General features: G+C 66.7%; 9 protein-coding genes and 1 pseudogene. 5 read left to right on the top strand and 5 right to left on the bottom strand.

What is annotated here, in order from left to right; genetic code table 11:
- Nucleotides 1-120 precede the first annotated feature (120 nt).
- The 5 genes and pseudogenes from FM069_RS22375 to FM069_RS16780 all read right to left on the bottom strand — a co-directional run.
- Nucleotides 121-888 (bottom strand): annotated as a pseudogene (locus tag FM069_RS22375) (PAS domain-containing protein); the annotation flags it as partial.
- Nucleotides 889-1,099: 211 nt separating this feature from the next.
- The gene (gene aguA, locus FM069_RS16795; RefSeq protein WP_143489528.1) at nt 1,100-2,206 is read right to left on the bottom strand and encodes an agmatine deiminase; all 1,107 of its coding nucleotides are present in this window, start codon (nt 2,204-2,206) and stop codon (nt 1,100-1,102) included.
- A gap of 70 nt (nt 2,207-2,276) precedes the next feature.
- A complete protein-coding gene (aguB, locus tag FM069_RS16790; RefSeq protein ID WP_143489527.1) occupies nt 2,277-3,155 on the bottom strand; it encodes an N-carbamoylputrescine amidase in 879 nt (292 codons plus the stop codon).
- 239 nt (nt 3,156-3,394) lie between these two features.
- On the bottom strand, nt 3,395-4,036 hold the full coding sequence (locus FM069_RS16785) for a TetR/AcrR family transcriptional regulator (protein ID WP_143489526.1): 642 nt from the start codon (nt 4,034-4,036) through the stop codon (nt 3,395-3,397).
- A 174-nt stretch (nt 4,037-4,210) separates the two neighbouring features.
- Complete coding sequence (locus tag FM069_RS16780) at nt 4,211-5,587, bottom strand: glutamine synthetase family protein (RefSeq protein WP_143489525.1); 1,377 nt, start codon at nt 5,585-5,587, stop codon at nt 4,211-4,213.
- 365 nt (nt 5,588-5,952) lie between these two features.
- Between FM069_RS16780 and FM069_RS16775 the strand changes: the two genes are divergently transcribed.
- The 5 genes from FM069_RS16775 (at nt 5,953) to FM069_RS16755 (ending at nt 12,164) form a co-directional block, all read left to right on the top strand.
- Nucleotides 5,953-6,705 (top strand): gamma-glutamyl-gamma-aminobutyrate hydrolase family protein, encoded by a 753-nt coding sequence (locus FM069_RS16775; protein ID WP_143489524.1) that lies wholly within the window; start codon nt 5,953-5,955, stop codon nt 6,703-6,705.
- 35 nt (nt 6,706-6,740) lie between these two features.
- Nucleotides 6,741-8,099: a glutamine synthetase family protein gene (locus tag FM069_RS16770; protein WP_143489523.1), complete on the top strand. Its 1,359-nt coding sequence runs from the start codon at nt 6,741-6,743 to the stop codon at nt 8,097-8,099.
- Nucleotides 8,100-8,196: 97 nt separating this feature from the next.
- The gene (locus FM069_RS16765) at nt 8,197-9,570 is read left to right on the top strand and encodes an aspartate aminotransferase family protein (RefSeq protein ID WP_143489522.1); all 1,374 of its coding nucleotides are present in this window, start codon (nt 8,197-8,199) and stop codon (nt 9,568-9,570) included.
- A 284-nt stretch (nt 9,571-9,854) separates the two neighbouring features.
- Nucleotides 9,855-10,955, top strand: coding sequence for a polyamine ABC transporter substrate-binding protein (locus FM069_RS16760; protein ID WP_143489521.1), 1,101 nt, complete (start codon nt 9,855-9,857; stop codon nt 10,953-10,955).
- Between the two features lie 132 nt (nt 10,956-11,087).
- Nucleotides 11,088-12,164: a polyamine ABC transporter substrate-binding protein gene (locus FM069_RS16755; RefSeq protein ID WP_143489583.1), complete on the top strand. Its 1,077-nt coding sequence runs from the start codon at nt 11,088-11,090 to the stop codon at nt 12,162-12,164.
- The last annotated feature ends 93 nt before the right edge of the window (nt 12,165-12,257 follow it).

Here is a 12,257-nt window from a genome sequence, read left to right as displayed (position 1 = left end):
GGCGGTCACCGCCTGCTGCACCACGTCCGCGCCGCGATGGGCGATGGCGTCGGTCTGCAGCGACGTGGTGTAGGCGATCTGCGCCGCCTGGGCCTCGGCCAGGTGGCGGTTGACCTGCTCGGTGGTGTCGGTGGCGAACTTGACGATCTTGTACAGCCGGCCCTGGTCGTCGAACACCGGGTTGTAGGTGGCCCGCAGCCAGACGGTGCAGCCATCGCGGCTGAGGCGCTTGAAGCGGTCGGAGATGAACTCGCCGCGGGTCAGGCGCTGCCAGAACTGCTGATAGGCCGCCGATTCGCTCTCGCTGCGCTCGCAGAACATCCGGTGATGCTTGCCGCGGATCTCGTCCAGGCTGCGGTAGCCCAGGGTCTGCAGGAAGTTCTCGTTGGCCCACTGCACCTCGCCGGCCAGGTTGAATTCGATCACCGCCATGGAGCGGTTCAGTGCCTTGAGGATGCCTTGCCGTTCCTGGGTTTCGCTGACCGAGGCGGTGACGTCGCGGGCCTGCTCCAGCACCTTGGTCACGCGGCCCTGGGCATCGCGCACGGGCTCGTAGCAAGCCTCCAGCCATAGCGTGCGGCCGCCCTTGGCCTGGCGGCGGAAGGTACCGCGGCGGGATTCGCCGGCCTTCAGGGCGTCCCAGAAGCGCCGGTAGTCGGCACTGGCGGCGTCGCCCGCGTCGCAGAACAGCCGATGGTGCTGGCCGCGCACCTCGCCCGGGGCGTAGCCCAGCAGCTGCAGGGCCAGGGGGTTGGCGTCCAGCAGCGTGCCGTCGGGGGCGTATTCGAGGATCGCCGTGGAGCGGCCCAGGGCGTCGCGTTCGGCCAGCAGGTCGGCCAGGCGGGCCTGGCAGGCGGCCAGTTCGTGCTTCAGGCGGGCGTTGAACATGACGACCTCGACGGCGGGGAGGGGACGGAGGTGATCGGCGGGCGAAGGTCACCGGGCGCGGCGGTGCGATCCAGGCGACGGCGGATGATTAAAATCTATACGCGGCGAAAAATTTGTACAAGTTTTGCGAGGGGCCGGGAGGTGACCGGTCGTCGCCTGGCGACGGTGACGCAGCGGTCACGGCCCCCGCCACGGGGCGGGGGCCGCTGCGTCAGCGGCGGCGAGGCGCCGGCTGCTGCTGGGTGATGCAGTGGATGTTGCCGCCGCCCAGGAGGATTTCCCGGCCCGGCACCATCACCACCTCGCGGTCGGGGAACAGCCGCTGCAGCAGGGTGCGGGCCGCCTCGTCCTGGGGATCGTCGAAGGACGGGGCGATCACCCCACCGTTGACGATGAGGAAGTTGACGTAGGAGCCGGCCAGGCGCACGGCGGCTTCCCGGGCCTGGCTGCCGACCGCGGCATCGACCCCGGCGCATTCGGCTTCGCTGGCGTGCAGCGGCCCGGGGATCGGCATCTTGTGCACGGTGAGCGCGCGGCCGCGGGCATCCCGGGCCTGCTCCAGCACCTTCAGCGCCGCCTGGCAGCGGGCATGGTTGGGGTCCTGCGGGTCGTCGGTCCAGGCCAGCAGCACTTCCCCGGGTCGTACGAAGCAGCAGAAGTTGTCGACGTGGCCGTCGGTCTCGTCGTTGTAGAGACCGTCCGGCAGCCAGATCACCGTGTCCACCGCCAGGTGGTCGCGCAGCACCGCCTCGATGTCGGCGCGCGCCAGGTGCGGGTTGCGGTTGCGGTTGAGCAGGCACTCCTCGGTGGTGATCAGGGTGCCTTCGCCGTCCACGTGGATCGAGCCGCCTTCCAGCACGAAGCCCTCGGTGCGGTAGCGGGCACAGCGCTCCAGGCCGAGGATCTTGCCGGCCACCTGGTCGTCGCGCTGCCAGGGGAAGTACAGGCCGCCGAGCAGGCCGCCCCAGGCGTTGAAGGTCCAGTCGACGCCGCGCACCTCGCCCCGCTCGTCGATGACGAAGGTCGGCCCGGTGTCCCGCACCCAGGCGTCGTCGTTGCTGATCTCCACCACGCGGATGTTGGGGTCGTCCAGGCGGGCACTGGCGTTCGCGTACTGGCCGGCGGACACGCCGACGGTGACCGGTTCGAAGCGTGCGATGGCCCGGGCCACCGCGGTGAACGCGGCCTGGGCGGGCTTGCCGCCGAGGCGCCAGTTGTCCGGGCGCTCCGGCCAGACCATCCAGGTCTGGACGTGGGGTTCCCATTCCGCCGGCATGCGGAAGCCGTCGGCCCGGGGAGTGCTGTCGAGGGGTTTCATCGGCGCTCGCCTTCAGTGAGTCGGGAAGGAGGCGCCGGCCACGGGGGCCGGCGCGAGGAGGGGCTGCGGGTCAGGATTCAAGCTGGCCGTCGAGGGTCTTCAGCGGCGCATAGAGGTTCGGCCGGCGGTCGCGGAACGAGCCCCACGCGCTGCGCACGTGCTCCAGGCGGTCCAGGTCGAAGCTGTGCACCAGCACGCCTTCCTCGGTCTCGTCCAATTCTTCCACCTTGGCGCCGAACGAGTCGGCGATGAAGGAGGAGCCATAGAAGGTGATGTCGTAGCCGTCCTGCTCTTCCTTGCCGATGCGGTTGCTGGCCACCAGGGGCATCAGGTTGGCGCCGGCATGGCCCTGCTGCACCCGCTGCCAGTGGTCGCGGGAGGTGATGGAGGCATCGTGGGGCTCGCTGCCGATGGCGGTGGGGTAGAAAAGGATCTCCGCCCCCATCAGGGCCATGGCGCGGGCGCACTCGGGGAACCACTGGTCCCAGCAGATGCCCACGCCGATCTTGGCGTAGCGGGTGTTCCACACCTTGAAGCCGGTGTCGCCAGGGTTGAAGTAGTACTTCTCGTGGTAGCCCGGGCCGTCCGGGATGTGGCTCTTGCGGTAGATGCCCAGGTTGCGGCCATCGGCGTCGATGATGGCGATGCTGTTGAAACGGGCGCGGCCAGCCAGTTCGAAGAAGCTGATGGGCAGCACCACCTGCAGTTCCTTGGCCAGGGCCTGGAAGTGGCGGATCGCCGGGTTCTCGTCGACCGGGGTCGCCAGCTGCAGGTACTCGGGGTTGGGCTTCTGGCAGAAGTACGGGGTTTCGAACAGTTCCTGGATCAGGATGATCTGCGCGCCCTGGGCGGCCGCCTGGCGGACCAGCTTCTCGGCGGTGGCGATGTTCGCCTCGCGGTCCCAGGAACAGGCCATCTGGGTCGCGGCGACGGAGACGATACGGGACATGGGGCATACCTCGTGTAGGAAACCGATAGTGATCCGACCCGCGAACGGGCGTGGCGCTCACGGGCAGGAGGCCGAAGGCGGTACCGCCTGTCGAAACCCGGCCGCCCGCCACCCGCGTAGGACCGTGTGGTCCGGATTTATAGTCGATATAAATCCGCCAGGACAGCGCAATTTTTCTATTGAATGGCGGGTTTCGATTTATTTGCGGATAAATATCCGTATATGCGACCTGGGCAAGATCAATCCAGCGGGCGCGGTCGCTTCGGCAGGAACGGCGGCAGGTACAGGGCCAGGTAGGCGTCGAACACCCGTCGGCCTTCCTCGGCGAAGCGCGGGACGATGTCGCCGTACTGCTGCACGGAGCGGGCGTAGACCCGGTCCCCCAGCTCCATGGCCAGGGCGAACACGTCCAGGTCCTCGGGCAGCGGCGGCAGCGGGAAATGCCGTTCGAACAGGTCGCGCATCAGCCGGCCCAGCTCCAAGTCGTGCAGGCGGTCCGCCTGGGTGACCTCGGCCAGGCCGTGCTGGGCGAGGATCAGCTGGCGGGCGGCGCTGTCGGCGGCGTACACCCCGAGCATGCGTTCCTCCACCAGCCGTGAGAGGTCGCGCCAGTCGCCCAGGGCGTCGTGTTCCACCGGTGCTTCCAGGCAGGCGCGAAAGGCGGCGTGGACGTCGGCGGTAAGGGCCTGCAGCACCGCGCCGACATTGGCGAAGAAGTGGTAGACGGAGGAGGGCGGCATCCCGGCCAGTTCCGCCATGGCGTAGATCGACAGGCCGGCCATGCCGTGCCGGGCGAGCAGCTGTCGCGCCGCGTCGAGGATGGCGGCGATCCGCGCCTGGCTGCTCGGACGGGGTTTTCGAACGGTGGCGGGGCGCGGCATGGGAACCTCCTGTACATCGGCGCGGCGCTATTGGACGCCAGCCGGACACCGCGCCGCAAGCCTGGCGCCGCGGGGCGCCGCCGGCAGGCGACAAAAGCGAAGGGGGACGGGGTGAAAGGCGGGGAGCGAGGGGCTGAAACGACACCGGCCCCTCGGGGGCCGGTGCGCTGGGGCTCAGACGGTGTGCAGGTACCAGTTGTACTCGAGGTCCGAGATGGAGTGCTCGAATTCCTCCAGTTCGCTTTCCTTGCAGGCGACGAAGATGTCGATGTACTTGGGGTCGATGTAGCGGGCCAGGATCTCGCTGTCGTCCAGCTCGCGCAGGGCATCGCGCAGGTTGTTCGGCAGGCTCTGCTCGTTCTGCTCGTAGGAGTTGCCTTCCACCGGCTCGTTCGGCTCGACCTGGTTGGTCAGGCCGTGATGCACGCCCGCCAGGACCGCCGCGAGCAGCAGGTACGGGTTGGCGTCGGCCCCGGCGACCCGATGCTCGATGCGCACCGCGTCGGACGAACCGGTCGGTACGCGCAGGGCCACGGTGCGGTTGTCCAGGCCCCAGCTCGGCGAGTTCGGCACGTAGAACTGCGCGCCGAAGCGGCGGTAGGAGTTCACGTTGGGGCAGAGGAAGGCCATGGATGCGGGCAGGGTCTCCAGCACACCGCCGATCGCGTGACGCAATGCGGCGTTCTGCTGGGGATCCTCGCTGGAGAAGATGTTCTTGCCATGCTTGTCCAGCAGCGAGATGTGCACGTGCAGGCCATTGCCGGCCTGGCCCGGGTAGGGCTTGGCCATGAAGGTGGTGTCCATCTCGTGGTCGTAGGCGATGTTCTTCACCAGGCGCTTGAGCAGCACGGCGTAGTCGCAGGCCTTGAGCGGGTCGGCCACGTGGTGCAGGTTCACCTCGAACTGCGCCGGGGCGCTTTCCTTGACGATGGCGTCGGCCGGGATGCCCTGCACCTTGGCGCCTTCGAGGATGTCCTGCAGGCAGTCGGAGTATTCGTCCAGGTCGTCGATCAGGTAGACCTGGGTCGACTGCGGGCGCTTGCCGGAGATGGGCGAGCGGGGCGGTTGCGGCCGACCGTTCACGTTCTCCTGGTCGATCAGGTAGAACTCCAGTTCGAAGGCGGCGCAGATGGTCAGGCCCAGCTCGTCGAACTTGCTCACCACCTGCCGCAGCACTTCCCGCGGGTCGGCGAAGAACGGCTCGCCTTCCAGCTCGTGCATGGTCATCAGCAGTTGCGCGGTGGGGCGCTTCTGCCAGGGCTCGTCGCACAGGGTGTTGGGGATGGGGTAGCAGATGCGGTCGGCGTCGCCGATGTCCAGACCGAGGCCGGTGCTTTCCACGGTGGAGCCGTTGATGTCGAGGGCGAACAGTGAGGCGGGGAGGTTGATGCCGCGTTCGTAGACTTTGTGCAGGCTGGCGCGCTCGATGCGCTTGCCCCTGACCACCCCATTCATATCCGCGATCAGGAGGTCGACGAACTGGACCTCGGGATGTTTCTTGAGGAACTCGTTAGCTTCATTGAGCTGAACGGCACGCGGGGGTACCGACATGATGGAACACCTATCTTGTTAAAAATATCAATCACGCGCTGATTGAGGTGTGAGTCAATCCGAATCACCAATGGATGTCAATAGCGCACCATTTTGCCCTAAAAAGAGGCTTCAAGGCCGTTTTTGGGGCGTTTGCGGGGTGTTGGAACCCGCTGCAACCCGCTGCCGGCGCGATGCTCAGCAGGGTGTGTTCAATTTTTTACGCCCCTATTGTGTAAAAAAATGAACAAGGCTAAGCTCGGTCGCACCTTGTGGGCAGTCGCAGAACGTCACGAGTGGCCTCCGGGGGCCTTCAGTCCGCCCCGCGCCAGGCGTGTACGCTCCGCCGCCGCTTCACCCATAACAGCAATAACTACGGGTGTCCCATGTCTCGCCTGCCGTTGATCGGCGTGACCGCCTGCACCAAGCAGATCGGTCTGCATCCCTACCACATCGCTGGCGACAAATACCTTCGCGCGGTGGCCGAGGCCGCCGGCGGGATGCCGCTCATCATTCCCGCCCTGGGCGCGGCCCTCGATCCGGCGGCGCTGCTGGACAACCTGGACGGCCTGCTCTTCACCGGCTCCCCGTCCAACATCGAACCGCACCATTACCAGGGCTCCGCCAGCGAGCCCGGCACCCCGCACGATCCGGCCCGCGACGCCACCACCCTGCCGCTGCTGCGCGCCGCCCTGGACGCGGGCATTCCGCTGCTGGGCATCTGCCGGGGCTTCCAGGAACTGAACGTGGTCCTGGGAGGCAGTCTGCACCCGAAGGTACACGAAGTCGAAGGGCTGATGGACCACCGCGAGCCGGCCGACCAGCCCCTGGACGTACAATATGCCCCGCGTCACGACGTGCAGGTGCAGCCCGGCGGGGTGTTCGCCGGGCTCGGATTGCCGGCGGCGTTCGCGGTGAACTCCATCCACGGCCAGGGCGTGGCGCGTCTGGCGCCGGGGCTGCGGGTGGAGGCGGTGGCGCCGGACGGCCTGATCGAGGCGGTCTCCGTGGAAGGCGCCCGGGGCTTCGCCGTGGGGGTGCAATGGCACCCCGAATGGCGAGTAAGCTCCAACCCGAATTATCTCGCCCTCTTCCAGGCCTTTGGTGAGGCTTGCAGGGAGAGGGCGGGGAAACGCTGAGCCGGCCCTGTCCGGCTCTAAACCCTGAGGTCTTTATGACTAGCAAGCTCGACCGGCTCACCAGCTGGCTGAAAGAACGCAAAATCACCGAAGTCGAATGCCTGATCAGCGACCTGACCGGCATTGCCCGCGGCAAGATATCGCCGACCAACAAGTTCCTCGACGAGAAGGGCATGCGCCTCCCCGAGAGCGTGCTGCTGCAGACCGTCACCGGCGACTACGTCGAGGACGACATCTATTACGAGTTGCTCGACCCGGCGGACATCGACATGTTCTGCCGTCCGGACGAGGGCGCCGTGTACCTGGTGCCCTGGGCCATCGAGCCCACCGCCCTGGTGATCCACGATACTTTCGACAAGATGGGCAACCCCATCGAGCTGTCGCCGCGCAACATCCTCAAGAAGGTCCTGAAGATGTACGCCGACAAGGGCTGGCAGCCCATCGTCGCGCCGGAGATGGAGTTCTACCTGACCAAGCGCTGCGAGGACCCGGACCTGCCGCTGCAGGTCCCGCTGGGCCGCTCCGGCCGTCCCGAGACCGGGCGCCAGTCGTTCTCCATCGACGCGGCCAACGAATTCGACCCGCTGTTCGAGGACATGTACGACTGGTGCGAGGCCCAGGAGCTGGACCTGGACACGCTGATCCACGAGGAAGGCCCGGCGCAGATGGAGATCAACTTCCGTCATGGCGACGCGCTGCACCTGGCCGACCAGATCACCGTGTTCAAGCGCACCATGCGCGAGGCGGCGCTGAAGCACAACGTGGCGGCGACCTTCATGGCCAAGCCGATCACCGACGAGCCGGGCAGCGCCATGCACCTGCACCAGAGCGTCATCGACATCAAGACCGGCAAGAACATCTTCTCCACCGAGGACGGCTCCATGAGCGAGCTGTTCCTGCACCACATCGGCGGCCTGCAGAAGTTCATCCCCGAGGTGTTGCCGCTGTTCGCGCCCAACGTCAATTCGTTCCGCCGCTTCCTGCCGGACACCTCGGCGCCGGTGAACGTGGAGTGGGGCGAGGAGAACCGCACCGTGGGCCTGCGGGTGCCGGACGCCAACCCGCAGAACCGCCGGGTGGAGAACCGCCTGGCCGGCGCCGACGCCAACCCGTACCTGGCCATCGCCGCCAGCCTGCTGTGCGGCTACATCGGCATGACCGAGGGCATCAAGCCCAGCGCCCAGGTGAAAGGTCGCGGTTATGAACGACGCAACCTGCGCCTGCCCCTTACCATCGAGGACGCCCTGGAGCGCCTGGAGAACTGCAAGCCGCTGGAGAAATACCTCGGCACCAAGTTCATCCGCGGCTATGTCGCCGTGAAGCGCGCCGAGCACGAGAACTACAAGCGGGTGATCAGTTCCTGGGAACGCGAGTTCCTGCTGTTCTCGGTCTGATCCGGCCCACGACGCGAACCGCGAAGGCGCAGGCACGCGCCTTCGCACACCCTTTCCGGCCCGGCCCCGCCGAGCCCGTTTTTCCAGGAGATCCGATATGACCCGCCCAGCGAAAAGCCCGCAGACCCTCAAGTGGCAAGCGCTCAGCCGCGACCACCACCTGGCGCCGTTCAGCGACTACAAGCAGCTGCAGGAGAACGGCCCGCGGATCATCACCAAGGCCGAGGGCGTGTACCTCTGGGACAGCGAGGGCCACAAGATCCTCGACGGCATGGCCGGCCTGTGGTGCGTGGCGGTGGGCTACGGTCGCGAGGAACTGGTGGAAGCGGCCGCCAACCAGATGCGCGAGCTGCCCTTCTACAACACCTTCTTCCAGACCGCCCACCCGCCGGTGCTGGAACTGGCCGAGGCCATCGCCGACATCGCCCCGGAGGGCATGAACCACGTGTTCTTCACCGGTTCCGGCTCCGAGGGCAACGACACCATGCTGCGCCTGGTGCGCCATTACTGGGCGCTCAAGGGCAAGCCGCAGAAGAAGGTCATCATCGGCCGCATCAACGGCTACCACGGCTCCACCGTGGCCGGTGCCAGCCTGGGCGGGATGAAGGCGATGCACGAGCAGGGCGACCTGCCGATCCCCGGCATCGTGCACATCCCGCAACCCTACTGGTTCGGCGAGGGCGGCGACATGAGCCCGGACGAATTCGGCGTGTGGGCGGCCGAGCAGCTGGAGAAGAAGATCCTGGAGGTGGGCGAGGACAAGGTCGCCGCCTTCATCGCCGAGCCGGTGCAGGGTGCCGGCGGGGTGATCGTGCCGCCGGACAGCTACTGGCCGAAGATCCGCGAGATCCTCGACAAGTACGAGATCCTGTTCGTCGCCGACGAGGTGATCTGCGGGTTCGGCCGCACCGGCGAGTGGTTCGGCAGCGACTACTACGGCAACACCCCGGACCTGATGACCATCGCCAAAGGCCTCACCTCCGGCTACGTGCCCATGGGCGGGCTGATCGTCAGCGACGAGGTGTTCGACGTGGTCAACGCCGGCGGCGACTTCAACCACGGCTTCACCTACTCCGGCCACCCGGTGGCGGCGGCGGTGGGCCTGGCCAACCTGCGCATCCTGCGGGAAGAGAAGATCCTCGAGACGGTGAAGGCGAAAACGGCACCGTACTTGCAGAAACGCCTGCGTGAGCTGGCCGACCACCCGCTGGTGGGCGAGGTCCGCGGCCTGGGCATGCTCGGTGCCATCGAACTGGTCAAGGACAAGCAGACCCGCGCGCGCTTCCCCTCCGAACTGTCGGCGGGCATGGTCTGCCGCGGGCACTGCTTCGCCAACGGCCTGGTGATGCGCGCGGTGGGCGACACCATGATCATCGCGCCGCCGCTGGTGATCAGCGAGGCGGAGATCGACGAGCTGGTGAGCAAGGCCCGCGAATGCCTCGACCTCACCGCCCGCGATATCCTGGGCTAGAGCCTCCGCGCCCGGCTGGCGGGGACGCCGGGACGGTTGTAAAACCGCCCCGGTCCTTGCCAGACTGCGCCAGTGCGTTGGCCAGGCTCACCCCGTGGTGACGTGAAGGAATCGCAAGGCTCCGCGGCGCAGGCAGGCGCCGCCCGCGACGGGAGGATCGATCCCGTTTCGCCGGGTGCCGGCAGGGGGCAAACGCCTCTTCCGGCCACCCGGATCGCCTCGGGATGCCCGGGCGGTCCCGGCACGACGCCACCGGAATAACAGACAACAACGGAGCTACCCGCATGATCAAGACCTTCGGCAAGACCCTGCTCGCCGCCGCCCTGGCGAGCACCGTTGCCGGCCTCGCTCAGGCCGACGACAAAGTGCTGCACGTATACAACTGGTCGGACTACATCGCCCCGGACACCCTGGAGAACTTCCAGAAGGAAACCGGCATCAAGGTGGTGTACGACGTCTACGACAGCAACGAAGTGCTGGAGGCCAAGCTCCTCGCCGGCAAGTCCGGCTACGACGTGGTGGTCCCGTCCAACTCCTTCCTCGCCAAGCAGATCAAGGCCGGCGTCTACCAGCCCCTGGACAAGGCCAAGCTGCCCAACTGGAAGAACCTCAACCCCGACCTGCTGAAGACCCTGGAAGTCAGCGACCCGGGCAACCAGTACGCCTTCCCCTACATGTGGGGCACCATCGGCATCGGCTACAACCCGGAGAAGGTCAAGGCCGCCCTGGGCGCCGACGCCCCGGTGGATTCCTGGGACCTGGTGTTCAAGCCGGAGAACATCGAGAAGCTGAAGTCCTGCGGCGTGGCCTTCCTCGACTCGCCCACCGAGATCATCCCGGCCGGCCTGCACTACCTGGGCTTCAAGCCCGATTCGGACAAGACCGACGAGCTGAACAAGGCCGAGGCGCTGTTCCTGAAGATCCGCCCGAGCGTCACTTACTTCCACTCCTCGAAGTACATCGGCGACCTGGCCAACGGCAACATCTGCGTGGCCATCGGCTATTCCGGCGACATCTACCAGGCCAAGTCCCGCGCCGAGGAAGCCAAGAACGGCGTGACCGTGAAATACAACATTCCCAAGGAAGGCGCCGGCAGCTTCTTCGACATGGTGGCGATTCCCAAGGACGCCGAGAACGTCGAGTCCGCCCACGCCTACCTGAACTACCTGCTCAAGCCCGAGGTGATGGCTTCCATCACCAACGTCGTGCAGTTCCCCAACGGCAACGCGGCCGCCACCTCGCTGGTGGACGAGGCGATCCGCAACGACCCGGGCGTGTACCCCAGCGATGCCGTCATGAAGAAGCTGTACACCTTCCCCGACCTGCCGGCCAAGGTGCAGCGCGCCATGACCCGCAGCTGGACCAAGATCAAGTCCGGCAAGTGAGCGCGACCGGGCGCGGCTCCCCGCCGCGCCCGGCCATCCGCCGCGTCACGCCGGATCACCGCGAGCCACCCCGGCAGTCGGGTGGTCGAACAACAAGAGGGCTATCGAGTGCTTCTTCCATCGCGCAACACGCTGATTTCCTCCGTCGCCGCGCTGACCCTGTGCCTGAGCACCGGCGTGCGGGCTGAGCCGGTCGTCCACGTGTACAACTGGAACGACTACATCGGCGACAACACCCTGTCCGCGTTCCAGCAGGAAACCGGGATCAAGGTGGTCTACGACGTCTTCGACTCCAACGAGACCCTCGAAGGCAAGCTGCTGGCCGGCCGCACCGGCTATGACGTGGTGGTGCCCTCCAACCATTTCCTCGGCAAGCAGATCAAGGCCGGCGCCTTCCAGAAGCTCGACCGCAGCCTGCTGCCCAATTTCCAGAACCTCGACCCCAAGCTGCTCAAGCAGCTTGAAGCCAACGACCCGGGCAACCAGTACGCGGTGCCGTACCTGTGGGGCACCAACGGCATCGGCTACAACGTCGAGAAGGTGAAGGCGGCGCTGGGCGTCGACCACATCGATTCCTGGTCCATGCTGTTCGAGCCGGAGAACATCAAGAAGCTCTCCAGCTGCGGCGTGGCGTTCCTCGATTCCGCCGACGAGATGCTGCCGGCGGTGCTCAACTACCTGGGCCTCGACCCCAACAGCCAGAACCCGGCGGACTACCAGAAAGCCGAGGCCAAGCTGATGGCGGTGCGGCCCTACGTGACCTACTTCCATTCCTCCAAGTACATCGGCGACCTGGCCAACGGCGACATCTGCGTGGCCGCCGGCTTCTCCGGCGACGTGCTGCAGGCGGCCGACCGCGCCGAAGAGGCGGGCAAGGGCGTGAAGATCGTCTACAGCATCCCGAAAGAGGGCGGCAACCTCTGGTTCGACATGCTGGCGGTGCCGGCGGACGCGGCCAATGCCAAGGAAGCCCATGCCTTCATCGACTACCTGCTGCGCCCCGACGTGATCGCCCACGTCAGCGACCATGTGGGCTACGCCAACCCCAACCTGAAGGCCGGCGATTACATGGATGCCGACGTGCGCGACGACGCCTCGGTGTATCCGCCCCAGGCGGTGCTCGATCGCCTCTACGTCTCCGCCGAGCTGCCGCCCAAGGTGCAGCGCCTGATGACGCGTAGCTGGACCAAGATCAAATCGGGAAAATGACCGCTGGCGAACGGTGACGGCCGGCGCGCGTCGGCCGTCCAGGCGTGCCTACCTGTTCGAAGCACTCGCGGACCCGGTCCGCTGAACTACAAG

Origin of the sequence: Pseudomonas mangiferae (genome assembly GCF_007109405.1) — a bacterium.
Taxonomy (GTDB): domain Bacteria; phylum Pseudomonadota; class Gammaproteobacteria; order Pseudomonadales; family Pseudomonadaceae; genus Pseudomonas_T; species Pseudomonas_T mangiferae.
The sequence above is the reverse complement of the archived record's forward strand: the minus strand, read 5'-3'. Positions and strand labels throughout refer to the sequence as shown.